22 protein-coding genes are annotated in these 25,890 nt (G+C 71.6%); 13 read left to right on the plus strand and 9 right to left on the minus strand.

Translation table 11 applies throughout. The features are described 5' to 3' along the window. Nucleotides 1–2: 2 nt before the first annotated feature. Nucleotides 3–2,102: a transketolase gene (tkt, locus tag BJ969_RS08260; protein ID WP_343071302.1), complete on the minus strand. Its 2,100-nt coding sequence runs from the start codon at nucleotides 2,100–2,102 to the stop codon at nucleotides 3–5. Nucleotides 2,103–2,821: 719 nt separating this feature from the next. On the opposite strand from tkt, the gene BJ969_RS08265 reads away from it, so the two are divergent. Together BJ969_RS08265 and BJ969_RS08270 are read left to right on the plus strand one after the other, a co-directional pair. Beyond that, nucleotides 2,822–3,706 carry a heme o synthase gene (locus BJ969_RS08265; RefSeq protein ID WP_221316305.1) on the plus strand — a complete coding sequence of 295 codons (885 nt, stop codon included), beginning with the start codon at nucleotides 2,822–2,824 and terminating at the stop codon, nucleotides 3,704–3,706. 96 nt (nucleotides 3,707–3,802) lie between these two features. Further along, nucleotides 3,803–4,795, plus strand: a complete 993-nt coding sequence (locus BJ969_RS08270; RefSeq protein WP_184478227.1) for a DUF2157 domain-containing protein — start codon at nucleotides 3,803–3,805, stop codon at nucleotides 4,793–4,795. A 403-nt stretch (nucleotides 4,796–5,198) separates the two neighbouring features. On the opposite strand, the gene BJ969_RS08275 is transcribed toward BJ969_RS08270, so the two are convergent. Beyond that, on the minus strand, nucleotides 5,199–6,167 hold the full coding sequence (locus tag BJ969_RS08275) for a quinone oxidoreductase family protein (RefSeq protein WP_184478228.1): 969 nt from the start codon (nucleotides 6,165–6,167) through the stop codon (nucleotides 5,199–5,201). Nucleotides 6,168–6,312: 145 nt separating this feature from the next. On the opposite strand from BJ969_RS08275, the gene BJ969_RS08280 reads away from it, so the two are divergent. The 3 genes from BJ969_RS08280 (at nucleotide 6,313) to BJ969_RS08290 (ending at nucleotide 8,093) form a co-directional block, all read left to right on the plus strand. Next, nucleotides 6,313–6,630 (plus strand): hypothetical protein, encoded by a 318-nt coding sequence (locus BJ969_RS08280; RefSeq protein WP_184478229.1) that lies wholly within the window; start codon nucleotides 6,313–6,315, stop codon nucleotides 6,628–6,630. Between the two features lie 38 nt (nucleotides 6,631–6,668). Continuing rightward, nucleotides 6,669–7,502 carry an ATP-grasp domain-containing protein gene (locus BJ969_RS08285; protein ID WP_246456718.1) on the plus strand — a complete coding sequence of 278 codons (834 nt, stop codon included), beginning with the start codon at nucleotides 6,669–6,671 and terminating at the stop codon, nucleotides 7,500–7,502. Between the two features lie 99 nt (nucleotides 7,503–7,601). Next, a complete protein-coding gene (locus tag BJ969_RS08290) occupies nucleotides 7,602–8,093 on the plus strand; it encodes a transcriptional regulator (protein ID WP_184478231.1) in 492 nt (163 codons plus the stop codon). Between the two features lie 300 nt (nucleotides 8,094–8,393). On the opposite strand, the gene BJ969_RS08295 is transcribed toward BJ969_RS08290, so the two are convergent. The 5 genes from BJ969_RS08295 to mptB form a co-directional block, all read right to left on the minus strand. Further along, complete coding sequence (locus BJ969_RS08295) at nucleotides 8,394–9,359, minus strand: COX15/CtaA family protein (RefSeq protein ID WP_184478232.1); 966 nt, start codon at nucleotides 9,357–9,359, stop codon at nucleotides 8,394–8,396. Nucleotides 9,360–9,414: 55 nt separating this feature from the next. Beyond that, nucleotides 9,415–10,305 (minus strand): SCO6745 family protein, encoded by an 891-nt coding sequence (locus tag BJ969_RS08300; RefSeq protein WP_221315745.1) that lies wholly within the window; start codon nucleotides 10,303–10,305, stop codon nucleotides 9,415–9,417. A gap of 182 nt (nucleotides 10,306–10,487) precedes the next feature. Then, the gene (locus BJ969_RS08305; RefSeq protein ID WP_343071304.1) at nucleotides 10,488–11,333 is read right to left on the minus strand and encodes an ABC transporter permease; all 846 of its coding nucleotides are present in this window, start codon (nucleotides 11,331–11,333) and stop codon (nucleotides 10,488–10,490) included. After that, on the minus strand, nucleotides 11,330–12,235 hold the full coding sequence (locus tag BJ969_RS08310) for an ABC transporter ATP-binding protein (RefSeq protein WP_425503600.1): 906 nt from the start codon (nucleotides 12,233–12,235) through the stop codon (nucleotides 11,330–11,332). Before BJ969_RS08310 ends, BJ969_RS08305 begins: the two co-directional genes overlap by 4 nt. A gap of 74 nt (nucleotides 12,236–12,309) precedes the next feature. Beyond that, on the minus strand, nucleotides 12,310–14,028 hold the full coding sequence (gene mptB, locus BJ969_RS08315) for a polyprenol phosphomannose-dependent alpha 1,6 mannosyltransferase MptB (RefSeq protein ID WP_184478234.1): 1,719 nt from the start codon (nucleotides 14,026–14,028) through the stop codon (nucleotides 12,310–12,312). Nucleotides 14,029–14,158: 130 nt separating this feature from the next. Between mptB and BJ969_RS08320 the strand changes: the two genes are divergently transcribed. The 7 genes from BJ969_RS08320 to BJ969_RS08350 are packed head-to-tail and all read left to right on the plus strand — an operon-like array spanning nucleotide 14,159 to nucleotide 20,693. Beyond that, a complete protein-coding gene (locus tag BJ969_RS08320; protein WP_184478235.1) occupies nucleotides 14,159–15,013 on the plus strand; it encodes a helix-turn-helix domain-containing protein in 855 nt (284 codons plus the stop codon). After that, entirely contained in the window at nucleotides 15,010–16,473 is a 1,464-nt protein-coding gene (sufB, locus tag BJ969_RS08325) for a Fe-S cluster assembly protein SufB (protein WP_184478236.1), read from the plus strand. Before BJ969_RS08320 ends, sufB begins: the two co-directional genes overlap by 4 nt. 1 nt (nucleotide 16,474) lies before the next feature. Further along, nucleotides 16,475–17,665 (plus strand): Fe-S cluster assembly protein SufD, encoded by a 1,191-nt coding sequence (sufD, locus tag BJ969_RS08330; RefSeq protein WP_184478237.1) that lies wholly within the window; start codon nucleotides 16,475–16,477, stop codon nucleotides 17,663–17,665. Nucleotides 17,666–17,716: 51 nt separating this feature from the next. Further along, on the plus strand, nucleotides 17,717–18,490 hold the full coding sequence (gene sufC / locus BJ969_RS08335) for a Fe-S cluster assembly ATPase SufC (RefSeq protein ID WP_184478238.1): 774 nt from the start codon (nucleotides 17,717–17,719) through the stop codon (nucleotides 18,488–18,490). Further along, entirely contained in the window at nucleotides 18,487–19,788 is a 1,302-nt protein-coding gene (locus tag BJ969_RS08340) for a cysteine desulfurase (RefSeq protein WP_184478239.1), read from the plus strand. Before sufC ends, BJ969_RS08340 begins: the two co-directional genes overlap by 4 nt. A gap of 18 nt (nucleotides 19,789–19,806) precedes the next feature. Then, nucleotides 19,807–20,268: a Fe-S cluster assembly sulfur transfer protein SufU gene (sufU, locus tag BJ969_RS08345; protein ID WP_184478240.1), complete on the plus strand. Its 462-nt coding sequence runs from the start codon at nucleotides 19,807–19,809 to the stop codon at nucleotides 20,266–20,268. Further along, on the plus strand, nucleotides 20,265–20,693 hold the full coding sequence (locus BJ969_RS08350) for a metal-sulfur cluster assembly factor (RefSeq protein ID WP_184478241.1): 429 nt from the start codon (nucleotides 20,265–20,267) through the stop codon (nucleotides 20,691–20,693). The genes sufU and BJ969_RS08350 overlap by 4 nt, the downstream gene beginning before the upstream one ends. Before the next feature lie 291 nt (nucleotides 20,694–20,984). Here BJ969_RS08350 and BJ969_RS08355 read toward each other — a convergent pair whose 3' ends face one another. Continuing rightward, nucleotides 20,985–22,865 carry a GGDEF domain-containing protein gene (locus BJ969_RS08355; protein ID WP_184478242.1) on the minus strand — a complete coding sequence of 627 codons (1,881 nt, stop codon included), beginning with the start codon at nucleotides 22,863–22,865 and terminating at the stop codon, nucleotides 20,985–20,987. A gap of 182 nt (nucleotides 22,866–23,047) precedes the next feature. After that, the gene (locus tag BJ969_RS08360) at nucleotides 23,048–24,247 is read right to left on the minus strand and encodes a lycopene cyclase family protein (protein ID WP_425503537.1); all 1,200 of its coding nucleotides are present in this window, start codon (nucleotides 24,245–24,247) and stop codon (nucleotides 23,048–23,050) included. A 68-nt stretch (nucleotides 24,248–24,315) separates the two neighbouring features. Here BJ969_RS08360 and BJ969_RS08365 point away from each other — a divergent pair, with 68 nt between their 5' ends. After that, complete coding sequence (locus BJ969_RS08365) at nucleotides 24,316–25,890, plus strand: deoxyguanosinetriphosphate triphosphohydrolase family protein (RefSeq protein ID WP_184478244.1); 1,575 nt, start codon at nucleotides 24,316–24,318, stop codon at nucleotides 25,888–25,890.

The raw sequence follows: 25,890 nt of genomic DNA on the forward strand, positions 1-25,890 counted from the left end.
ACTCACGCGTGGGAGCGCGCGTTCTCCAGGCTCCGCCGGGCGGCGTCGACGACCGCCTCGGTGGTGAAGCCGAACTTCTCGAACAGGGTCTTGTAGTCCGCCGAGGCGCCGAAGTGCTCGATCGAGACGTTCTCGCCGAGGTCACCGGTGAACCGGTGCCAGGACTGGGCGATCCCGGCCTCGACGGACACGCGGGCGCGCACCGACGGGGGCAGCACCTGCTGGCGGTAGGCCTTGTCCTGCCGGTCGAACCACTCGACGCACGGCATCGACACCACACGAGTGGCAACGCCGTCGGCCTCCAGGATCTTCCTGGCCTCGACGGCCAGCTGGACCTCGGAACCCGTGGCGATGATCACCAGCTCGGGGGTGCCGGAGGACGCCTCGGTCAGCACGTAGCCGCCCTTGGCGACGCCCTCGGCGTCGGTGCCCTCCAGCGTCGGCACGCCCTGGCGGGTCAGCGCCAGCCCGGCGGGGGCGGTGGTGTCCTCCAGCACGGCCTTCCACGCGAACGAGGTCTCGTTCGCGTCCGCCGGGCGCACCACGGACAGGCCGGGGATGGCGCGCAGCGAGGACAGCTGCTCGATCGGCTGGTGCGTCGGGCCGTCCTCGCCCAGACCGATCGAGTCGTGCGTCCACACGTAGATCGTCGGCGCCTTCATCAGCGCCGCGAGCCGCACCGCGGGACGCATGTAGTCGCTGAAGATCAGGAAGGTGCCGCCGTAGGGACGGGTGCCGCCGTGCAGCGCGATGCCGTTGAGGATCGAGCCCATGGCGTGCTCGCGGACGCCGAAGTGCAGCGTGCGGCCGTACGGCTGGGCGTTCCACGAGTTGGTGGAGATGTGCGCGGGGCCGAACGAGTCGACGCCCTTCATCGTGGTGTTGTTGCTCTCCGCCAGGTCGGCGGAACCGCCCCACAGCTCCGGCAGCACGTCCGCCAGCGCGGCCAGCACCTCACCGGAGGCCTTGCGGGTGGCGACGCCCTTGCCGTCGGCCTCCCACGTCGGCAGCTTCTCGTGCCAACCGGCGGGCAGCTCGCGGACGCGGATGCGGTCCAGCAGCGCCTTGCGCTCCGGGTTCGCCGCGGCCCACGCGTCGAAGCCCTGCTGCCACTCGGCGTGCGCGGCCTGGCCGCGGTCGACGACCTTGCGGGCGTGCGCGAGGACCTCGTCGGAGACCTCGAAGGTCTTGTCCGGGTCGAAGCCCAGCGCGTTCTTGATGCCGGTGATCTCGTCGCCGCCCAGCGCGGCGCCGTGCGCCTTGCCGGTGTTCATCTTCGTCGGCGCCGGGAAACCGATCACGGTGCGCAGCACGATCAGCGTCGGCTGGTCCGGCTTGCCCTTGGCCGCGTCCAGCGCGTCCAGGATGCTGGCCACGTCCTCGCCGCCGTCGACGGTCACCACGTGCCAGCCGTAGGCCTCGTAGCGCTTCGCGGTGTCCTCGGACAGCGCGATCCTGGTGTCGTCCTCGATGGAGATCTCGTTCGCGTCGTAGATCACCGTGAGGTTGCCCAGCTGCTGGGTGCCCGCCAGCGAAGAAGCCTCGGAGGTCACGCCCTCCTCGATGTCACCGTCGGAGGCGATCACGTAGATCTGGTGGTCGAACAGGCTCTCGCCCGGGGCCGACTCCGGATCCAGCAGGCCGCGCTCGCGGCGGGCGGCGATGGCCATGCCGACGCCGTTGGCCAGCCCCTGGCCCAGCGGGCCGGTGGTGGTCTCGACGCCGGGCGTGTGCCAGTACTCCGGGTGACCGGGGGTCTTGGAGTCCCAGGTGCGCAGCGCCTTGATGTCGTCCAGTTCCAGCCCGTACCCGGACAGGAACAGCTGGAGGTACAGCGTCAGGCTGGAGTGGCCGGCGGACAGCACGAAGCGGTCGCGGCCGATCCAGTCGGCGTCGGTGGGGTCGTGCCGCATGACGCGCTGGAACAGCGCGTAGGCGGCGGGGGCCAGGCTCATGGCGGTGCCTGGGTGCCCGCTGCCGCATTTCTCGACCGCGTCGGCGGCCAGCACCCGGACCGTGTCCACGGCGCGCTGGTCCAACTCGGTCCAGTCTGCGGGCAGTCGCTTGGTGGTCAAGCGGGCAAGATCGTCGGTGACGGACACGGACGCAGCTCCAAGTTTCAATCGAAGCGGTCCTTCGCGGCTCCGGCGCGTCGCCCGCTGACCCGGACCGATTCGGACCGCAGTTATCCCTCGTCCAGCGGGCAGCCTAGCCGTGACCCCGTGGGCACGCGGCGGCCCGCCTGAATTGATGCGGTCCCCCACCGGGGTGAGAGGATCGCGGGTCGGCCGACCATCGTGGGCGGTGACCCCTCGCCGTTCGCCGGAACGCCTTCCGCGCAGCCCACCCGCCGGTGCCGCGCTCGTTCCCGAGCCCGCCGACAGATGCCCCGTGCGCTGCGCGGGAGCGGAGCCGTGCGCTGCGGTTCTCGCCGCGCGCGGCGAACCCCGGCCGGGACGACGCGGCGCCGATGGCCGACGCCGACCGCGCTGCGCGTCCGACGGCTCACCCCACGGTACCGGCGCGGCGCGGCGCCCGGGCGTCGGCGTGCGCGCGGGCGCGAGGCAGGACCCTGCGGAGGGCCGCGGGGCGTAGCGCGCCTACTATTCAGGGCGGTCGGCCGCCGTCGTTCCGGCCGGTCACCCGAGCTGACTAGGAGTCCCATGCCTTCGGTGCGCTTCGCTTTGGGCGGACACCCCGGCGCGGCCCCGGCCGCGCTCCCCGGCGGCACGGCGCTCGAGGTGGCGTGCGGAGCGGCCTCGTGACCACCACCGACACCACCGCGGCCGAGCCCCGGCAGCACGCGACCCGCCCCGGCGACCTGCTGAAGGCCTACCTCGGGCTGCTGAAACCGCGCGTCATCGAACTGCTGCTGGTCACCACCATCCCGGCGATGCTGCTGGCCGAACGCGGCATCCCCTCGCCGTGGCTGGTGCTGTCCACGCTGATCGGCGGCACCATGGCCGCGGGCAGCGCCAACGCGCTCAACTGCGTGGCCGACGCCGACATCGACCAGGTCATGCAGCGCACCCGCGCCCGGCCGCTGGTCCGCCACACCGTCTCGAACCGGCACGCGCTGATCTTCGGCGTCGTGCTGGGCCTGGGATCGTTCGGCTTCCTCTGGGCCACCACGAACCTGCTGGCCGCGGTGCTCGCCGTCGCCACGATCCTGTTCTACGTCCTGATCTACACCCTGGTCCTCAAGCGCCGCACCGCGCAGAACATCGTCTGGGGCGGTGCCGCGGGCTGCATGCCGGTCGTGATCGGCTGGGCCGGGGTGACCGGCCGGGTGGACTGGCCCGCGCTGGTCATGTTCGGGATCATCTTCTTCTGGACGCCACCGCACACGTGGGCTCTGGCGGTGAAGTACAAGGCCGACTACGAGCGCGCGGGCGTGCCGATGCTGCCCGTCGTGGCCGAGCCCTCCTACGTGTCCCGGCAGATCGTCGCCTACAGCTGGCTGATGGTGCTGTGGACGCTGCTGCTGGCCCCGGCGACGGGATGGCTCTACACGGCGTTCGCCGTGGCCTCCGGCGCCTGGTTCCTGTGGCTGGCGCACCGGCTGCACACCGCGACCAAGCGCGGCGAACCCACCAAGCCGATGCGGCTGTTCCACATGTCCAACACGTACCTGATGATCGTGTGCGTGGCGCTCGCGGTGGACTCCGCGCTCGGCCTGCCGATCCTGGGCTGGCCCTGGTCCTGACAACCCGGCGCGGCCTCGGCGCCGTCCCCGAAGTGCGAGTGCGCCCCATCGTCCTGTGAGACGGTCGGGTGAAGATCACCGACGGAGGGATGGACGATGAGCGCGGAACTGCCCCCGCGGCAGCGGCGGGCGTTGGAACGCCTCGTGGAACGCGGCACGCTCACCACCGAGCAGAGCGAAGCGGTGGCGGCGGAGCTGTCGGCCGACACCGCACCGCAGCGCCCCGGCGGACTCTGGGAAGTGCTCGGATACGCGGGCGGAGCCCTGGTGCTCGGCGGCGCGTCCCTGCTGCTCGGCATGTCGTGGGAAGACCTCTCCCGAACGGCCCGGGTGGGGATGCTGGCCGCGGCCACCGCGCTGCTCGTCGCGGCCGGGATCTTCATCGCCCGATCGCCGCGCGGCGTGCGCGCGCTCGCGGTGACCGAGCCGTCCCGGCGCAGCCGCATCGTGGCCGTGCTGTTCGCGCTCGCATCCGGGACGACGGCCATGGCCGTCGGCTCCGGGCTCGACCACCTCGACTCGCTGAACGTGGCGATGGTCGCCACCGGCGCGGGACTGCTGGTGGCGGCCGTCGCCTGCGCCGCGCTGCCCTCGGTGCCCGGACTGCTCGCCACCGGCGGCTTCGCGTACGGATTCGTGCTGTCGCTGCCCGGCGACTGGATCGGCGGCGAACAGATCCCCGAAATGGTGCTGCTCATCGCGCTCGGCGCGGCGTGGGCGGCGCTGAGCGCGGGCGGCATCCTCGAACGCCCCGCCCGAGACCGCGCCGGGCGGATCCGGCGCGAAGTGGGCTTCGGGATCGGCGCGGCCACCGCGCTCTCCGGCGCGCAATGGACCGTCATCGGACACCAGTCGTGGAGCTACGCCACGACCTTCGTGCTCGCCGTGCTGTGCTTCGCCGCGTTCCTGCGGCTGCGCTCCACCGTCCTGCTCGTGTTCGGCGTGCTCGGCGTGACCGTCGCCGTCCCCGAAGCGCTCTACGACTGGACCGGAGGAGCCCTGGGCGGCCCGCTCATCGTGCTGCTCGTAGGAGCAGTACTACTGACCACCGGCGGCCTCGGCCTCCGCTTGCGGAATCGCTTGGGGTGATTGCACGGCTCTTTTTGCTTTGGTGTCCGGGTAGCGGAACCTCAGGTGTCTTCTCGCTGCGGGATCTTTTTCCCAAGTGGCTCCGCCACGAGGGAAAAAGCCGTCCTCGCGAGAAGCCACCTGAGAACCCCGCGGGTGGTCGGCTTTTCGACGTGGGCTATGTGCTTCGCACATACAGGCACGGCTTCGCCGCGAGGCGGGCTTGCTTCGCAGCCCGCTGCACGGCTTCGCCGCGAGGCGGGCTTGCTTCGCAGCCCGCTGCACGGCTTCGCCGCAGAGCACGGCCTTCGGCCGCGAAGCAGGCCCGCTTCGCCGGTGGCGTACGTGAGAAATCGATCCCGTGGCGAGGGAGCCGCTGAGGTTCCGCTACCCGAGCCGCTATGCAGGTCGTTCTGGAAGGGGATCAGAGGAGGAGCAGGAGTTTTCCGGTGCTGCGGCGGGATTCCAGGTCCTCGTGGGCTTGGCGGGCCTGGTTCAAGGGGTAGGTGCCGCCGATGCGGACGTCGAGGTCGGAGGACTTGATCGCGGCGAAGATCTCGCCTGCTCGCCAGTCGAGCTCCTCCCTGCTCAGGATGTGGTGCGCGAGGGACGGGCGGGTGAGGAAGACCGAGCCCGCCGAGTTCAGGCGCTGCGGGTCCACCGGCGGGACCGGGCCGCTGGAGGCGCCGAAGAGGGCGAGCGTGCCGCGGGGGCGCAGGACCGCGAGGCTGCCGTCGAAGGTGTCCTTGCCGACGCCGTCGTAGGCCACGTCCACGCCGCGCCCATCGGTGAGGTCCCGGACCTCCTCGGCCACGTCCGCCTCGGTGTAGCGGATGATCTCGTCCGCACCGGCGGCGCGGGCCAGCTGCTCCTTCTCCGCGGTGGACACGGTGCCGATCACGTTGCCGCCCCGGGCCTTGATCAGCTGGGTCAGCAGCAGCCCGACCCCGCCCGCCGCCGCGTGCACCAGCGCCGTCTCGCCCGCGCGCACGGGATGGGTGGACGAGACCAGGAAGTGCGCCGTCATGCCCTGCAGCATCGCCGCGGCGGCGGTCCGCTCCTCGACGCCGTCCGGGATGCGCACCGCGTTGCGCGCGGGCACCGCGGCGCGTTCCGCGTATCCGCCGGGCGACATCGCCCACGCGACCCGATCGCCGGGGGAGAACCCGGTGACGTCCGGGCCGACCTCGCGAACCGTGCCCGCGCCCTCCACGCCGGGGGTGAACGGCAACGGCACCGAATACAGCCCGCTGCGCTGGTAGGTGTCGATGAAGTTCACCCCGGCCGCGGCGACCTCCACCAGCAGCTCACCGGATTGCGGAGCCGGCTGGTCGAGCTCGGCGGACTCCAGCACTTCCGGTCCGCCGTGGGCCGGTATCCGGATCGCGCGCATGCGTGCCTCCCTGCGTTCGTCGTTCGCACCGGCGGCGGAACCGCCACCGGGCCGGCCCCCACTCTCGCAGGAGCGCGCCCGCGCGGCGGTGGCCTGGGTAACTGTTCCGCCCCCAGCGTCGGGGTCGTTGTCTAGGATCACCCGCATGGCAGCCGACAACGAGACCGAGCAGACCACCGCCCCCTCGCCGAAGGCGGTCGCCACGGCGAAGGCGTTCGCGCTGGCGCACGGCGGCTCCGCCCTCGCCGTCGTGGAGAACATCGGTCAGGCGGGCGCTCGGCTCGTGCTGATCGGCGAGGACGGCGCGCTCGGCGACGTGCTCGTCACCGACGTCGCCGCCGGTGAGGCCGTCATCGAGGCCGTCGAGCAGCTCACCGCCAGCGAATGGGACGGCGAGACGACCGCCGCGCTGCAGATCGGCCCGGCGCACCGCCGCAAGATGGCCGGCCCGCGCGCCCGGTGAGGCCCGGCGCCCGAGTCCTGCTCGCGAGCTGCGCGGAGTTGCCGCGCTCCGGCGCCGACGAGGACGACCTGCCGGACGTGCTCGCCGGGATCGGCGTGACCGCGCAGTGGGCTCCCTGGGACGACCCGGCCGCCGCGTTCGGCGAAGCCGACCTCGTGGTGCTGCGCAGCACCTGGGACTACCCGCTGCGGCGCAAGGAGTTCCTCGGCTGGTGCGACTCGGTGCCCGCGCTGGCGAACCCGGCCGGGGTGGCGCGCTGGAACACCGACAAGACCTACCTCGCGGACCTGGCCGAGCGCGGTGTCCCGGTGGTGCCGACCGAACTGATCCGGCCCGGAGAGCCGTTGCGGTCGCCGTGGCCGGACGTCGACTTCGTGCTCAAACCCTCGGTGGGGGCGAGTTCGCGGGGCGCCGCGCGGTTCGCGCCGGGCGAGTTCGATTCGGCCGTCGCGCACCTCGCCGGGCTGCACGCTAACGACCAGCGAGTGCTCGTGCAGCCCTACCAGCGCGCCGTCGACCGGGAAGGGGAGACGGCGCTGGTCTTCTTCGGCGGGACCTATTCGCACGCGTTCGTGAAGGGCGCGATGCTCCCGGATTCGGCAGTGCCGGACACGGCGCCGGGGGAGCGGTTCGGCGTGCGGCCGGACCCGGCGCTGCGCCGCGCCGCGGAGGACGCGATGGACGCCGCCGCCGGGTTGCACGGCCTGCGCCGCGCGGACCTGCTGTACGCGCGGGTCGACGTCGTGCGCGGCGACGACGGCGCACCGCTGCTGCTCGAACTGGAGCTCACCGAGCCGTCGCTCGGTTTCGCGCAAGCCGACCCCGGCGCCAAGGCGCGCTTCGCGTCCGCCGTGCGCGCCGCCCTGCGCTGAGCACGACCTCCGATCGGCGAGCGTGTCGGGGTGGATTTCCGCTTCTCCGGCGTTTATGTTTTCAGCAACGGTTGAAGTCGATCAGTCGGAGGCACTGAGGTGACCGAGTACGCGCAGCGCACCGATCGTCCGGCGATGTCCGAGTGGATCGAGCAGATGGCCGCGCACTTCGAAGCCACCGAAGGCATGCCGCTGATCGCCGGGCGGATCCTCGCGTTCCTGCTGATCTGCGACCCGCCGGAGCGCACCGCCGCGGAGCTCTCGCACGGGCTCAACGCCAGCAGCGGCTCCATCAGCACCAACGTCCGACTGCTGCTGCGGCTCGGAGTGATCTCCAAGACGACCCGGCAAGGCCGCGAAGCCGCGCTGTACCGCGTCGAGGAGCAGCGCTGGCCGGAGCTGGTGCGGCACCGCATGCAGCAGGTCACCGGGCTCGAACAGCTCACCGAAGAAGGTCTGCGCATGTTCAGCGGGCAAGGCGAACGTGCCCGCAGGCTGCGCACCGTCCACGAGTTCTACAAATGGCTCGCAGGCGAAATGCCCGAACTCTGGCAGCGCTGGGAACGCGAACGACGTGGTCATCGGTTCTGACCCGCGCGGTCGTTTTGCTTTGGTGTCCGGGTAGCGGAACCTCAGTCGGTCTCTCGCTGCGGGATCTTTTCCCGAGTGGCTCCGCCACGAGGGAAAAAGCCGTCCTCGCGAGAGACCGGCTGAGAACCCGCGGGTGAGCCGGTTTTCGACGTGGGCTATGTGCTCCGCACATACAGGCACGGCCTTCGGCCGCAAGGCAGGCGTGGCTTCGCCCGCCCAACTGCACGGCTTCGCCGCTTACTGCACGGCTTCGTCGCTGGTAGGACGTGATCGGCAGCGGGTTAGGTGCTCTGGGGGGTTCTAGGCCGCTGTGGGGGTGGGCGATGCTTCGGTGGGGGTGGACGGCTCGGGGAGCTTGCCGCGGTAGCGGGATTCGCCCCACAGGAGGGCCGTCACGGTGATCACCAACGTGGAGCCGAGCACGTGCAGCACGACCATCGCTTCGGGCACGCCGAGCAGGTACTGCGCCGAACCCAGCGCGCCCTGCGCCAGCACCAGGACGCACGCCGCGGTGTACGCGCGCAGCAGCGCCTTGGTGGGCCGCGCGCTGCGCAGCCACACGCCGAACACCGCCAGCAGGCACACGTACGCCATCACCAGCAGGCCGTGCGCCTGCACCAAGGTCGGCACCGCCACGACGAGGCGGGGCGTGTCGGCGTCGCCCGCGTGCGGGCCCGCCGCCGTGACCAGCGTGCCCGCGATCAGCATCGCGGCCGTCACCGCGGTCAGCGCCACCAGCAGCCGCCGCATGTTGCCGGGGACCACCGGCGTGGGCTCCTCGTCGCCTTCGCCCGCGGCCTTGAACAGGCAGGCCGCCAGCCAGATCAGCACCGCCGAGGCCATGAAGTGGATCGACACGCTCCACCAGCTCAGGTCCACCAGCACGGTGATGCCGCCGATGATCGCCTGCACGACCACGCCGACCGGCATGATCAGCGCCAGCCGCACCAGGCGCGGACGGCGCGGACGCACCTGCCACGCGGCGATCAGGCAGGCCAGCGCGACGAAGCCGACCAGCCCGGTCAGCGTGCGGTTGCCGAACTCGATCACCTGGTGCAGCTGTGCGACCTCGGGGTGCTCGATGGGCACCATGCTGCCGGGGAAGCACTGCGGCCACGTGGGGCAGCCGAGTCCCGAGCCGGTCACCCGGACGACGGAGCCGGTCACCGAGATCAGGGCCTGGGTGATGAGAACGGCGAGCGCGAGCCAGCGTACCAAGCGGTGGCTGGACGCCGGAATCCGGGACGACAACGAGGACATCGGCACGTCTCGATGGTAGGTGCCGCCCCGGATCGACCGGCCGCCAGGTCGGGTGCGGCGGTTACTGGCGCTCGCCGTGGGCGAAGGCCTGACCCGGGAAGGCGCCAGCCTTCGCGACCTTCCTGCTCAGCTGCTTGCCGTGCGCGGCGAGGCGCTGCGCGTTCTCGGCGCCCAGGTGCGCCCACGGGGCGGCGGCCAGGACGTCGGTCCGCTGCTCGATGCGTTCCCGCAGCGCGGCGCCCTCGTCGGTGATCGCGCCGTCGGCGTCGAGCAGGCCGCGCTCGCGCAGCTCGTCCTGGGCCTGCGCCCATTCCTCGTCGGACCAGCCGCGGCTGAGCTGGGCGAACTTGCGCGACAACCCCTCCCCGCTGGTGATCTGCAGGACGAGCGCGTGCAGGCCGGACAGTTCTGCCTGCTGCAGCGCCATCAGGTGGCCGTCACCGCGGTGCTCGCGCAGCAGCGAGATCGCGTGCCAGAGCACCAGGTGCGGCTCGCTCGGCCACTCCAGGTCGGCGTGCCCGGCGTAGAGCGGGCGGGCCTCGGGGCGGCAGGCCTCGGTGGCGCGGCGGGCCAGCGCGGCGGCCTCGGCGAGCTCGTCGGAGGCGATGACGTCCTCGCCGAGCAGCTTGCGCAGCGTGGTGTCGGCGGCGCGGAAGCGAGTTTCGACGACCGTGGCCGGGGACGCGATGGACCACGCGTGCGGGATCACCTCGGCGATGATCCGCGGGTTGAAGTTGTAGAAGGTGGCGGCCACGACTCCGGCGCCGACGGCGCCCATCGGGGCGGCGCGACCGGCGAAGTAGCGCATCGTGCGCGTGTCGAGTCCCAGTGCGGTGAACGCCTCGTCCGCGTCGGGGCTGAAGTAGATCAGCGCGTGCAGCGCTTCGAGGGCTTTGTGGCAGGGGCGGGCCAGTTCGGCGCCGGGCGTCACGTCGGTGTGCGGCTCAGTCATGCCGCCACCCTACTTCCGGTAACAGGCGGGCTCGATATCTCGCGCTCCTGCCGGGCCGGTCGGGGCTCGACATCTCGTGTCGCCCTCCACCCGGCGAAGTCGCGGTCCGCCGCCGGGGCCGTCCCACTGGCCGCTGCTCAGCGACGTCGCCGCTCGTGGACGTCCTCGACGCCGCGTCCGGATCAGGTGAGGCGAGTCGTGCGCACGGCGAGCGCACCGGCCGCGCCCGCCCAGACCAGCAGCACCAGCACCGGCTGCCACCCGGGCAGCGCGGCGTGCTCCAAGGTCGTCTCCAGCGCGGTGGCCAGCGCCCCCGAAGGCAGCAGCCCGGCGGTCACGCCGACCGGCCCGGGCAGATCACCGGCGGGGAGCGCGAGCCCGCCCGCCAGCAGCAGCACGAACCAGATCGCGTTCGCCACCGCCAGCACGATCTCCGCCCGGAACGCGCCGCCGACCAGCACACCGGCCGCGCCGAACGCGAAGGTGCCCAGCACCAGCACCGGCAGCGCCGCCAGCACCCCGAGCGGACTCGGCGTCCAGCCCAGCAGCACCGCCGTGATCCCCAGCAGCACGGCCTGCAACGCCACCACCAGCAGCGTCGCCAGCACCCTGCCGCTGATCAGCGTCCACCGCGGCAGCGCCGTCGCCGACAGCCGCTTGAGCACGCCGTAGCGCCGGTCGAAGCCGAGCGCGATCGCCTGGCCGGTGAACGCCGTGGACATCACCGCGAGCGCGAGGATCCGCGGCGCGACCGAGTCGACCCGCGGCTCCGGCACCGTGCCGATGTGCAGCGTGCTCAGCCCGATCAGCAGCGCCAGCGGGATGATCAGCGTGAGCAGCGCCTGCTCGCCGTGGCGGATGATCAGCAGCGCCTCTATCCGGGTGTGCGCGGCCAGCATCCGCAGCGCGCGGCCGCGTCCGGGAGCGGGCGCGAACGTGCCCGCCGGGAACCGCCCGGCGCCCGAGCTCGGCCGGTCCTGGCGTGCGAGGTCCGCGCCGGCCTCGCCTGTCTCCGCGCCACGGTTCACGAGCGCAACTCCCGTCCGGTCAGGTCCAGGAACACGTCCTCCAGGCTGCGCCTGCTCACCCGGAGTTCGTTGGCCAGCACGCCGTGCCGCGCGCACCACGCGGTGACGGCGGAGACGACCTGCGGGTCGATGGTGCCGCGCACCACGTACTGCCCGCGGCGCTGCTCGGTGGCCTCGTAGCCCTCCGGGAGCACGGCCAGCAGCAGGTCGAGGTCGAGCGCTGGTTCGGAGTGGAACTTCAGCTCCTGCTTGCCCTGCGGGTCGGCGGTGAGCTCGGCGGTGGTGCCGTCGGCGACGGCGCGGCCGTGGTCGACGACGACGACCCGGTCGGCGAGCGCCTCCGCCTCGTCCATCAGGTGCGTGGTCAGCAGCACGCCGACGCCGTCGCGGCGCAGCGCGGCGACCAGGTCCCACACCAGGTGCCGGGCCTGCGGATCGAGCCCGGCGGTGGGCTCGTCGAGGAACACCAGTTCCGGGCGGCCGACCAGCGCGCACGCCAGCGACAACCGCTGCTGCTGCCCACCGGAGAGCCGCTTGTACGGGGTGCGCCCGGCGGAACCGAGCCCGAGCGTGTCCAGCAGCCAGCGCGGGTCGATCGGATCGGCGGAGCACGCCGCGACGAGGTCCAGCATCTCGGCCGCGCGCACTCCCGGGTACGCGCCGCCGCCCTGGGGCATGACGCCGATGCGGGGGCGCAGCCGCTCACCTTGGGTGGCGGGGTCGAGTCCGAGCACCCGCACGGATCCGCCGTCAGGCCGTTGGAAGCCCTCGCAGATCTCGACGGTGGTCGTCTTGCCCGCCCCGTTGGGGCCGAGCAGGGCGAGCACGCTGCCGCGGGACATGCGCAGGTCCAGCCCGGCGACGGCCACGGTGTCGCCGAAGCGCTTGGTCAGCCCGCGCACGTCGAGTGCGGTGCCGTCCGTGGCCGAGGCGTCGACCGGGGGTGTGCTCGCGGCTTCGTTCACGACGTCCAAGCCTATGACGTGACGGGCCGCCGGCCCTTGCGGGTGGGCAGCAGCGGTGGAACCTTGCCGCGCATGAGCCACAGCAGGACGCCGAAGGCGATCAGCGAGGCGATCACGGCGAACGGGATCTGGTAGGCGCGCAGCAGGAAGGCGGCACCCGTCGGCGGCACGACCAGCGCGACGATGGAGCAGATCGCCGCCGCGCCCAGCCGGAACCGGTGGTCGTTGGTGGACAGCGACAGCGGCACCACCATCCACAGCAGGTACCAGGGGTGCAGCACCGGCCCGAACACGGCGAGCGTGCCGAGGGTGATGCCGAGCGCGGCCAGCGGTTCGATGCGCCCCTTGAACGACAGCCACAGCAGCCGCAGGCAGACCCCGCCGGTGATGGCGTAGCCGAAGATCTTGGTGATGACCAGCATCGAGTTGGTGTGGTTGCCGAGCCCGAGCAGCATCCCGAGGCCGCCGCCGGTCATGCCGAACGCGGTCATCGGCGCCAGCCAGGTCTTGATCCGGTTCGGCACGTCGTAGGTCTCGATCCAACCGAGCCCCCAGCCGCTGGACACCGTGATGATCGTCATCGTGACGAGCAGCACCACGCCGAGCAGCGCGGCCACGCCGACCAGGTCGCGCATCCGGCCGCCGCGCCTGCGGGCGACGTAGATGCCGAAGAAGCCGAGCGCGACGAAGCCGGGAGGTTTGATCGCGCCGCCGATGCTCAGCAGCACGCCGGCGGCGATCACGCCGAGCGGGGTGCGCCAGCGCAGTCCGAGCTCGATGGCGGCGAGCATGATGCCGACCAGCAGCGCCTCGTTGTGCGCACCGCTGACCACGTGGAACAGCGTGATCGGGTTGGCGGCGGAGAGCCACAGCGCCGCCACCGGGTGCACGCCGCAGCGCGCGGCGAGCCGCGGGATGGCCCAGATCGCCAGCACCAGTCCGATGATCATCACGACTCGCCACAGCAGCACGCCGAACACCACGTCGTCGCCGATGACGCGGGCGATGTGCTGGCCGAACATGAGGAACAGCGGGCCGTACGGGGAGGGCGTGTCGCGCCAGATGTTCGGCACGTTCGCGACCAGCGGGTTGTCCACCCCGAGTGCGGTGCCGGGCCCCAGCGAGTACGGGTTGATGCCGAGCGCGGCCACCGCGTTCTGCGCCAGGTACGTGTACATGTCGGTGCTGAACAGCGGCGGGGCGATGGCCAGCGGCAGGCCCCACATCACGACGGTGCGGTCCATCTGGGTGCGGCTGACCATGCGGTCCCGACCGGGCCAGGAGAGCTTGCCCAGCCACAGCCACGCGGTGACGACCATGAGCATGCCGAGCCAGGCGCAGGCCATCGCGACGGTGGGGATGCGCGCGGGCAGTCCGAGCAGCCGCACCCCGATCAGCGGGTTGTCGACGGGGGCGGCGCCGGCGCCGATCGCGCCGAAGGCCAGCACGAGCGAGCCGGTGGTGCCGAAGCGGCGGACGAGGTCGAGCTGGCGGCGTTCCGGCGGGTCCAGCGGCGCGGGTTGCCGGTCGGTCGGCGCGGCGCCCGCGTACGCGGTGTCGGTGCTCGGTCCCGCGGCCTCCGCGGTCCGGACCGCGGCGCCTTCGGCCGCCGTCGTGGCCTCGCCCCGTTCACCGTCGTCGCCGGGTCCGGCGTCCTCGGGCCGCGCACCGGATCGCGCGGGAACGTCCCGTCCGGCTCCGTGCCGCTTGTTCGTCTCGCCTGCACCCACGACGCCGAAGCTTAGGCCAGACGGTGATCGCCCCGCGTCGCCGTCGCACAACCGCCGTCCGGGGTGAGCCGAGTCACGTTGTCGGACCTGCGCTCTGGCGTGCTCGACCTAAATAGGTAACATCAGTGTTGTGAAAAACGCCGGAACCTCCTCACCGGCCGCGGCCGCCGACCCGGGTGCCGCGGCACCGGGTGCGGGCGTCCCGTCCGGGGACGGGCGCACCCGGCATTCGGTCGCCCGCCTCCTGCTGGAGCGCGGGCCGATCACCGCCGCGGCGGTGGCCGAGGAACTCGGGCTCAGCTCCGTCGCGGTGCGCAGGCACCTCGACGCGCTGGTCACCGAGGGCGAGGCCTACACCAGGGAGTCCTCGGCGCGGCAGCGCAGGGGACGGGGCAGGCCCGCGAAGCTGTTCCTGCTGACCGAGGTCGGCAGGGCCAGGTTCGGGCACGCCTACGACGACCTGGCCGTGGCGGCGCTGCGGTTCATCGCCGAAACCGACGGTGAGCAGGCGGTGCGGGAGTTCGCGCGCAAGCGGATCTCCGCGCTGGTCGCTCACCACCGGGAGGCGCTGGCCGCCGCGCGGACCACGGCCGAACGGGCCGAGGTCCTCGCCGGTGCGCTGACTCGCGAGGGCTACGCTGCCTCGACGCGCAGCGTGGCCTCCGGTGAGCAGCTCTGCCAGCACCACTGCCCGGTGGCGCACGTCGCTGCGGACTTCCCGCAGCTGTGCGAAGCCGAGACCGAGGCGTTCGCCGAGGTCCTCGGCATCCACGTGCAGCGGTTGGCCACCATCGCCAACGGCGATGCGGCCTGCACCACGCACGTACCGCTCACGCGGTCCGCGCGACATGCCGCGAACGGCCCGGAGACCGAGCAGGTCCTTCCGGCGTCGGCTCCGGCCGCAACCGATCCGGCTGCCCCCGCCCGGTCCCAGACCGGTGGGCAGCAGACCGCCCCGATTCCTGACGGAGGGGAGTCCGTATGACTGCCGCTGCCGAGCAGCGCACACCCACCACGGTGCCGAACAACTCTGGCCAGCTCAGCCAAGAGGAGACCCTGGCGACCCTGGGCAACTACGAATACGGCTGGGCCGACAAGGACGTCGCGGGCGAAGGCGCGCGTCGTGGGCTCAACGAGGACGTGGTCCGGGAGATCTCGGGCAAGAAGAACGAGCCGGAGTGGATGCTCGAAGCGCGGCTGAAGGCGCTGCGGCTGTTCGAGCGCAAGCCGATGCCGAACTGGGGCGCCGACCTCTCGGGCATCGACTTCGACAACATCAAGTACTTCGTGCGCTCGACCGAGGAGCAGGCCCAGAGCTGGGAGGACCTGCCCGAGGACATCAAGAACACCTACGACCGGCTGGGCATCCCGGAAGCGGAGAAGCAGCGGCTCGTCGCCGGTGTCGCCGCCCAGTACGAGTCCGAGGTGGTCTACCACAAGATCCGCGAGGACCTTGAGGAGAAGGGTGTCCAGTTCCTGGACACCGACACCGCGCTGCGCGAGCACCCGGAGACCTTCAAGGAGTACTTCGGCTCGGTCATCCCGGCCGGGGACAACAAGTTCTCCGCGCTGAACACCGCGGTGTGGTCCGGCGGCTCGTTCATCTACGTGCCGAAGGGCGTGCACGTCGACATCCCGCTGCAGGCCTACTTCCGGATCAACACCGAGAACATGGGCCAGTTCGAGCGGACGCTGATCGTCGTGGACGAGGACGCCTACGTCCACTACGTCGAGGGCTGCACCGCCCCGATCTACTCCAGCGATTCGCTGCACTCGGCGGTCGTGGAGATCGTGGTCAAGAAGGGCGCTCGCTGCCGCTACACGACCATCCAGAACTGGTCGAACAACGTCTACAACCTGGTCACCAAGCGGGCCAAGGCCGAAGAGGGCGCGACCATGGAGTGGGTCGACGGCAACCTCGGCTCCAAGGTCACCATGAAGTACCCGTCGGTGTTCCTGATGGGCGAGCACGCCAAGGGCGAGGTGCTCTCGGTGGCGTTCGCCGGTGAGGGCCAGCACCAGGACGCGGGCGCGAAGATGGAGCACATGGCTCCGCACACCTCCTCGACGATCGTCTCCAAGTCGATCGCCCGCGGTGGTGGCCGCACCTCCTACCGGGGTCTGGTGAAGGTCGCCAAGCGCGCCAACCACTCGGCCTCCACGGTCAAGTGCGACGCGCTGCTGGTGGACACCATCAGCCGCTCGGACACCTACCCCTACGTCGACGTGCGCGTCGACGACGTGTCCATGGGCCACGAGGCCACCGTCTCCAAGGTCAGCGACGACCAGCTGTTCTACCTGATGCAGCGCGGTCTGACCGAGGACGAGGCCATGGCGATGATCGTGCGCGGCTTCGTGGAGCCCATCGCGCGCGAGCTGCCCATGGAGTACGCGCTGGAACTGAACCGCCTGATCGAGCTGCAGATGGAAGGGGCCGTCGGCTGACATGACGAGCACCACTGACACCGCCGACGCCCAGCACGGCCTGAGCGAGCACTCCCACGGGGGCGCGGTCGTGCCGCAGTCGTCCCGCGGGCAGCGCTTCACCTCCTACGACGTCGACGCCTTCGAGGTGCCCGGCGGTCGCGAGGAGGACTGGCGCTTCACGCCGACGAAGCGGCTCAAGGGCTTGCACGACGGCACCGCCAAGGCCACGGCCTCGCTGAACGTCGAGGTCGAGGCCGGTTCCGACGTCACCGTCGAGACCGTCGGCCGCGACGACGAGCGCCTCGGCAAGGGCGGCGTGCCCGCCGACCGGGTCGCGGCGCAGGCCTGGAGCTCCTTCGAGCAGGCCACCGTCATCACCATCCCGAAGGACGTGCAGCCGGCCGAGCCGATCAGCGTCGTCGTGCACGGCCCCGGTGCGGGCGAGACGGCGTTCGGGCACATCCAGATCCGCGCCGAGCGGTTCGCCGAAGCGGTCGTCGTGCTCGACTACCGCGGCTCCGGCGTGCTGGGCGAGAACGTCGAGTTCGTCACCGACGACTCCGCCCGGCTGTCGGTCGTGTCCGTGCACGACTGGGCCGACGACGCCACCCAGGTCAGCTCCGAGCACGCCTACCTGGGCCGGGACGCGGTGTTCCGGCACTTGGCCGTGACCCTCGGGGGCGACCTGGTGCGGGTCAACACGACGATCACCTACGGCGACAAGGGCGGCGACGCCGAGCTGCTCGGGCTGTACTTCGCCGACGCCGGTCAGCACCTGGAACACCGGATGCTGGTCGACCACGCGCAGCCGAACTGCCGCAGCAACGTGCTCTACAAGGGCGCGCTGCAGGGCGACGGGGCGCACTCGGTGTGGATCGGCGACGTGCTGATCCGGGCCGCGGCCGAGGGCACCGAGACCTTCGAGCTCAACCGGAACCTGGTGCTCACCGAGGGCGCTCGCGCCGACTCGGTGCCGAACCTGGAGATCGAGACCGGTGAGATCGAAGGCGCCGGCCACGCCAGCGCCACCGGCCGGTTCGACGACGAGCAGCTGTTCTACCTGCAGGCTCGCGGTATCCCGAAGGAGCAGGCCCGCCGACTGGTGGTGCGCGGTTTCTTCGGCGAGATCCTGCAGAAGATCACCGTGCCGTCGGTCCGGGAGCGGCTGGAGGCCGCGATCGAGGCCGAACTGGCCGTCGTCGGCGCCTGACGCCGCCCCCCACTCGCCTTCTTTCCCCAAGTACCAGGAGAACACAGCACAATGGCCACCCTGGAGATCAAGGACCTGCACGGTTCCGTCCTCACCGAAGAGGGCGCCAAGCCGATCCTCAACGGTGTGAATCTCAAGATCGACTCCGGTGAGATCCACGCGATCATGGGCCCGAACGGCTCCGGCAAGTCCACCCTGGCCTACGCCATCGCCGGGCACCCCAAGTACCAGATCGACTCCGGTTCGGTCCTGCTCGACGGCGAGGACGTGCTGGAGATGAGCGTGGACGAGCGCGCCCGCGCGGGCCTGTTCCTCGCCATGCAGTACCCGGTGGAGGTGCCGGGCGTGTCGATGTCGAACTTCCTGCGCAGCGCCGCCGGTGCGGTCCGCGGCGAGGCCCCGCAGATCCGGCACTGGGTCAAGGAGGTCAAGAAGTCGATGACCGACCTCGACATCGACCCCTCCTTCGCCGAGCGCAGCGTCAACGAGGGTTTCTCCGGCGGCGAGAAGAAGCGCCACGAGATCCTGCAGCTCGACCTGCTCGACCCGAAGTTCGCGATCCTCGACGAGACAGACTCCGGTCTGGACGTCGACGCGCTGCGCGTCGTGTCCGAGGGCGTGAACCGCTACAAGGAGAAGGGTGACAAGGGCGTGCTGCTGATCACGCACTACACCCGCATCCTCAACCACATCACCCCGGACCACGTGCACGTGTTCTCCGGCGGCAAGGTCGTCGAGTCCGGCGGGCCGGAGCTGGCCGACGAGCTCGAGAAGAACGGGTACGTGCGGTTCACCAGCAAGAAGGAGGCCGTCGCCCAGTCATGACCGCTCAGCCTCTCACCAGTGCAGGTGCGGCCGCGGGGCCGCTGGACGTCGCGGCGATCCGCTCCGACTTCCGGATCCTGGGCCGCACGATCCGCGATGATCGGCGCCTGGTGTATCTGGACTCGGGGGCGACTTCGCAGCGTCCGCGCCAGGTGCTCGACGCGGAGCGGTCGTTCTTGGAGACCTCCAACGCGGCGGTGCACCGCGGTGCGCACCAGCTCGCGGAGGAGGCCACGGACGCGTACGAGGACGCCCGCGCCAAGATCGCCCGCTTCGTCGGAGCGAGCGTGGACGAAGTGGTGTTCACCAAGAACGCCACCGAGGGCGTCAACCTCGTCGCGTACGCGATGAGCAACGCCGCGACGTCCGGCCCGGAAGCGGAGCGCTTCCGCATCGGGCCGGGCGACGAGGTCGTGGTGACCGAGATGGAGCACCACGCGAACCTCGTGCCGTGGCAGGAGCTGTGCAGGCGCACCGGGGCGACGCTGCGCTGGTTCGGCGTCACCGAGGACGGTCGGCTCGACCTGTCCGACGTGTCCGGCGTGATCAGCGAGCGCGCCAAGGTCGTCGCCGTCGCGCACCAGTCCAACGTGCTCGGCACGGTCAACCCGCTCGACGAGATCGTGGCGCGGGCGCACCAGGTCGGCGCGCTGGTGGTGCTCGACGCGTGCCAGTCCGTGCCGCACGCGCCGGTGGACTTCGCCGAGCTCGACGTGGACTTCGCGGTGTTCTCGGGGCACAAGATGCTCGGCCCCTCCGGGGTCGGGGTGCTCTACGGGCGCAACGAGCTGCTGCGCGCGATGCCGCCGTTCATCACCGGCGGTTCGATGATCGAGATGGTGCACATCGACCACTCGACGTTCGCCGAGCCGCCGCAGCGGTTCGAGGCGGGCGTGCCGATGACCTCGCAGGTCGTCGGGCTCGGTGCGGCCGTGGACTACCTGTCGGTGGTCGGCATGGAACGCATCGCGGCGCATGAGAAGAAGCTCGCCGCCGCTGCTCTGGAGGAGCTGTCGGCGATCGACGGGGTCCGCATTATCGGCCCGGCGAACACCGACAGCCGTGGTGCCACGGTGTCGTTCGTGGTCGACGGCGTGCACCCGCACGACGCCGGCCAGGTGCTGGACAGCCTGGGCGTCGAGGTGCGCGTCGGCCACCACTGCGCGTGGCCGCTGCACCGGGCGTGCGGGGTGCCCGCGACGGTCCGCGCGAGTTTCTACCTCTACAACGATCTGGACGAGGTCCGGGCGCTCGGGGAAGCTGTGCGGGAGGCCCAGCGTTTCTTCGGTGTCGGGTGAACGGCTGAAGGACGTGTGATGCAGCTCGAACAGATGTACCAGGAGATCATCCTGGACCACTACCGCAACCCGCACGGGCACGGCCTGCGGGACCCGTTCGACGCGGAGTCCTCGCAGGTCAACCCGGTGTGCGGGGACGAGGTGACGTTGCGCGTCCGGTTGGCGGGCAGCGGCCTCGACGCGATCGTCGAGGACGTCTCCTACGAGGGGCAGGGCTGTTCGATCAGCCAGGCCTCGATCTCGGTGCTCACCGACCTCGTGGTCGGCAAGCCGGTGAAGGAGGCCATGCAGCGGCAGGCCGCCTTCAGCGAGCTCATGCAGGGCCGCGGCAAGGTCGAGCCCGACGAGGACGTCCTGGAGGACGGCATCGCGTTCGCCGGTGTGGCGAAGTACCCGGCGCGCGTGAAGTGCGCGCTGCTGGGGTGGATGGCTTTCAAGGACGCCGTTTCGCGCGTCGTCGACGAGGTGGGAGCGTCATGACAGAGCAGACCGACGTGCAGGACGAGGCCGCCGCGGGCGCGGCCACCGACGTGGCGCGCGGCGCCGAGAACCTGCCGGAGCCCCCGGCCCCGGCGGCGGAACTCGCCGCGCTGGAAGACGTGGAGGAGGCGCTGCGCGACGTCGTCGACCCCGAGCTCGGGATCAACGTCGTCGACCTCGGTCTCGTCTACGACGTCCGCGTCGAGCAGGACAACAGCGCCACGGTGGACATGACGCTGACCTCCGCGGCCTGCCCGCTGACCGACGTGATCGAGGAGCAGGCCCGCTCCGCGCTCACCGGCGGTCCCGGCGGCGGCCTGGTCAGCGACTTCCGCATCAACTGGGTGTGGATGCCGCCGTGGGGACCGGAGAAGATCACCGAGGAAGGCCGCGAACAACTGCGGGCCCTCGGCTTCACGGTCTGATCTTGATTTCGGCTCGCTGTGCTTAGCGGGTCGGGTAGCGGAACCTCAGCGGCCTTCTCGCTGCGGGATCCATTTCTCAAGTAGCCCTCTACTCAGCGAAATGGCTGTCCTCGCGAGAAGGCCGCTGAGAACCCGCCGCGGTGCCGGTTGCGTGCGGGGTCGCGGCTCAGCGGCTTCGCCGCTGACAGGACAAACGATGAAAATCTTTCTTGTCGACGTGTAGTCGCCGATCGCCCCTGGCTTGTGCCAAGGGCGATCAGTGTTTTCCGGTCGGGTTTCCGGGCTCCCTGCTCAGCGGCGTGGGGCTTGGGATCGGGCCTGGGGCAGGTCCGGGTCCGGGTCCTCGGTGGGGAAGTGCATCGCCGACGGGTCGGCGGAGCCTCCTGGTCCGGCGGGCGGCGGTGGGCCGGAGCCGGGTGCGAAGCCGGGTGGCGGCGTCGCCGGTCCGGGGAACGACGGCGGGGGCTGCTGGGACTGCGGTTTGCCGCGCAGCACGTCGACGTGCTCCGAACCGGGGCGGGACATCACCCAGCTCGATCCGGTCAGCGCCTTCGCGTCCTGCTTGAGCGGCGCCAGCATCCGCGACACCTCGTCGTAGGTGCTCACGGTGCTCTGCGTGCACACCAGCGTCGCCAGCGACAGCGTCACCCGCACCCCACCGGCCTCCCGCTCCGGATCGAGCAGCAGTTCCGACAGCGGCACCAGATCGTCCAGGTCGGCCACCAGCAGGAAGTCGTCCCCGCCGACGTGCCCCACGGTCACCGAGGTCAGCGAGGTGGCCGCATCGGTCAGCACCCGCCCGATCGTGCGGATGAGGTCGTCGCCCGCGGAGAACCCGACGCTGTCGTTGACGGACTTGAAGCCGTCGATGTCCAGCCAGCTCACCGCGAACACGTCACCGGCGGCGATGCGCCTGCCGACGTCCCTGGCGATGGCGTCGCTGCCGGGCAGCCGCGTCAGCGGGTTCAGCGCCGCGGCCTCCTCCACCTTCAGGTCCGCCATGCCGCGGATGAGGTGCCCGGCGCGCACCGCGCCCAAGCAGCGGCCGGCCTCGTCGACGACGATCGCGTCGTCGTACATCCGGTACTGGTCGGAGCGGGTGACCAGGCTCAACGCCTCCATGGCGGTGGTCGCGGTGGTGACCATCCGCGGTTCGTCCGCGAGCCGCGAGGCGGGCCGCTTCGCGTGCAGCGCGTGCCCGTACGGGCCGGTGACGGCGAGCAGGAACCGGTTGCGGTCGATGGTGAACTGCGGGCGGTTGTGCTCGTCGACCAGCACCACGCCGCTGATCTCGGGGTGGTCGGCGAGGACGCCGCGCACCTTGTCCGCGGTCGCGTCGACCGACAGCAGGGTGGCGGGGGAGAGGAACTCGGTGACGCGCGGCCCGGCCGCGAGCGTGTTCACCGGCTGCCCGGACGGGTCGGTGACCTCGGCGGCCACTCCCGGAACGGTGATCGTCGTCGGTGGCCGGCGCGCGGCCGGGGCCAGCAGGTTGCCCTGCACCAGCCGCACCCCGGTGCGCCGCAGCGCCGAGAGCTGCCGGTCGTTCTCCACGCCTTCGGCGACGAGGTCCGCGTTCGCGGCCTCGCACAGGTGCCGCACCGATTCGAGCACCGCGCGCCGCGGCGCCGAATCCGGCAGACCGCTGACCACGCCGCGGTCCAGCTTGACCATGCCGGGTTCCATGTCCGCGATCAGCGTCAGCGGCACGTCGCCGTCACCGACGCCGTCCACGGCGATCTGGAACCCGTCCGACTTGAGGGACTGCACGCCTTCGACCAGCTGGACGGGGTCCAGCCGCGCGAACGGCGGACCGATCTCCAAGGTCACTTCCTGCTCGCGGCGGCCCACTTCGCGCAACCGGTCCAGCACCAGTTGGAGCCGGGGCAGGTCGTGGGTGACGGTGCCGCCGAAGATGTTCAGGTGCAGGGGTAACAGCGTCTCGTGATCCGCGGCCGCGGTGATCGCGGCCCGAGCCAGTTCGATGTCGAGCTCGGTGAGCTTGCGGTGCCGTGCGGCCTCCCGGAACAGGTCATGGACGTCCCCACCGGTGGGCCGGGCGAGCGCTTCCACCGCGACGATGGCACCGGTCTTCACGTTGATCAGGGGCTGGAACGCGAAGCGCACTTCGTTGACCAGCGCGAGCACGGGGTCGATGCTGCCTGCACTCATGGCTCTCCATCGAGCGGGTTCACGACCTGTTCACCGACATCTCAGCTGCTCCTCGCCTGGGGACGACGGGCATTGCCGACCGCCAACCTAGCGCGCCCACCGGGGCCGGAGCACACAACTCGCCCACCCGTTGTGGGAACTCACACAACGTCCTGACGTGCTGCTCGTCCGCGTCCGGCGGGTCAGAGGCCGCCGAAGCCGTGCTGCGCCTCGCCGCCACCGGGACCGAAACCGCCCGCGACCAGCCTCCGCCGGACGGGCCAAGGGGCTCGGCGGAACAGCGCCGTCATCACCGCCGCCGTCCGGGCGGGGTCGTGATCGGCCGCGAGGAACGCGGCCTGGTCGGCCTCCGGGAGGGAGAAGAACACCTCGAAGAAGTCCGGCACCAGCGACGGCGGGAACGTGAGCAGCGCGCGCAGCGCACGCCTGCGCAGGGCGTGCGTCGCCATCGCGCGCGGCGGCCACAAGATCGACCAGGCGGCCTTCGCGGCCTTGGCCGGGCCGGAGGTCAGCCCCGCGCTCAGCGCTCCCGCCACCCAAGGGGCCTGCCGCAGCGCGGACGCCACGCTGAAACCGCTGGCCGGGTGCACCAGCCCGCCAGAGGCGCCGAACGGCACCACCCGGCCGGGCAGCGGGATCGGGTCGTCCACCGGGAACCGCACCCGCTCCTCGGCGGCGTCGTCGGGCACGGTGATACCGGCCGCGGCGAGCCGCCCGTGCAACCGCCTGCGCAGCAGCGTCAGCGGCATCGCGGGCCGCCGGGCCAGCGAGGTCTCCTCCAGCAGCACCTGCCCGGAACCGAACCGGACGCAGTACAGGAACGTCGGCCAGCCGCCGCGGGTGTCGGGCGCGGAACGCCAGTCCATGAACACCCCGGACCCCTCCGGGCACAGCGGTTGCGCCGCCGCCGAATCCAGCACGACGCCCACCGCGGACTGCTGCGCCGCAGTCCGGGACGGGCGGCCCCCGGAGAGCACCCGCGCGGCACCGGTGGCGTCGATGACGGTGGCCGCCGCGAGCCTCCGGCCGTCCTTGAGGTGCACCGTCGAACCGGTGGGACCGTGCTCGGCGCCCACGACGCGGCCGGTGACGTCCTGCACGTCGGGGCGCCACAGGTGCTTCCACAGCGCGGAGTTGTCCAGCACCGCGTACGGCCTGGCCAGCTCGTGCGGGGAGGTACCGAAGGTGCGCATGCTGGCCGTCACGGACCCCAGCGCCGAGTGCGGCACCGCCGCGGGCAGCTCGTCGAGCCACGAGCCGTAGGTGTGCGGCCAGCCCCGGCGCGGCGCCGGATCCACCACGGTCGTGGCCAGTCCGGTGTCGGCGCACGCCGCCGCCACCGCCCGGCCCGCGGGCCCCGCCCCCACGATGAGCACGTCCACCACGCGAGCATCAGATCACGGCGGGTGCGGGTGCCGCCGCACGGCCGGGCGGCGCTAACGTGCCGGACATGCGAACCGATCCGCCGGTCGAGCGAACCTCCCGCCGCAGCGACCCCCTCCGCAACGGTCGCCCGGCGTCGGATCTGGCGACGAGCCCGTTCCGGGCGGATCGGGACCGGGTGTCGAGCTCGGCGTTCTTCGCGCGCCTCGGCGGCGTGACGCAGGTCGTGAGCCCCAGCGGCTCCGGAATGCTGCTGCACAACCGGCTCACGCACAGCTTGAAGGTGGCGCAGGTGGCGCGGGCCATCGGCGAGCGGCTGCGCGCGGAACCCGACGCGGCGGCCGCGATGGACGAGCTCGGCGGGTGCGACCTGGACGTCGTGGAGGCCGCCGGGCTGGCTCACGACCTCGGGCATCCGCCGTTCGGGCACCTCGGCGAGACCGTGCTGGACCGGATCGCGCGCGTCGACTACGGCTTGCGGGACGGCTTCGAGGGCAACGCCCAGTCGTTCCGCATCGTCAGCTCGATCGACGTGCGCGGCGACCCCGGCGGATCCGGCGACGGGCTCGACCTCACCGCGGCGGTGCGCGCGGCGCTGCTGAAGTACCCCTGGACGCGGCTGCACCGCCCGTCCCCGCACCCGCGCGACCTGCGGGTGCCGCCGCGCGGGGCGTCGGAGCCGGACGAGGCGCCGGGCACCGGGTCGGCGAAGTTCTCCTGCTACGTCACCGAGCTCGACGACATGCGCGACTGCCGTTCGGCGTTCCGCGGCCTGGTGGAGAGCTGGCAGCAGACCGTCGAGGCGTCCGTGATGGACACCGCCGACGACATCGCCTACGCCATCCACGACCTGGAGGACTTCCACCGGGTCGGCATCCTGCAGCACACCACCGTGTCGAACGAGCTCGTCGAGTGGCTCGCCCACCAGGTGCAGCTGGCCGCGCTGGGCGACGCCGAGCTCGCACGCACCGAGCACCTGGCGGGCCGGTCGCTGGAGCGGCTGCGGCGCAGGCTGCACGCGAAGGACTCCTGGATCGCCTCCGACGAGGCCTTCACCCAGGCGGTGCGGAAGGTCCTCGACGAGCTGGTGACGAAGCTGCTGCGAGCTCCGTTCGACCGCTCGAAGCAGGCCGAGCAGGCGGTGGCGGTGTTCTCCGGCGAGTGGACCCGCAGGCTGGTCGAAGGGGTGCGCGTCGAGCGGCGGCCGACGGTGCGCTCGGGTCACGTGTCGCTGGGGCCCGAGCAGTGGCACGAGGTGCAGGTGCTGAAGTTCGTGCACCGCCGCTTCGTGCTGCAGCGGCCGGACCTGGCGCTGCATCAGCGCGGCCAGGACCGCCTGCTGACGAAGCTGGTCACGGCGCTGGACTCGTGGCTGATCGACCGCAGCGAGGCGGCGCGGCTGCCGCACCGCCTCCGCGACCTGTTCGACCGGGCGCGCGAAGAGTTCGGCAGGCTGCGCTCGACGGATCCCGTCGCGCTCGCGCCCGACGGCGACGAGATCAGCGGTGAAGACCTGGAGCGCCGCGCCCGCGGCCGGGCGGTGATCGACTTCGTCGCCTCGCTCACCGACGACCAGGCCGCCTCCTTGCTGGAAGCCCTTTCCGGCCGGACCACGCGGCTGTTCTCGGAGATCTCGATCTGA

This window comes from Saccharopolyspora gloriosae, assembly GCF_014203325.1.
GTDB lineage: Bacteria > Actinomycetota > Actinomycetes > Mycobacteriales > Pseudonocardiaceae > Saccharopolyspora_C > Saccharopolyspora_C gloriosae.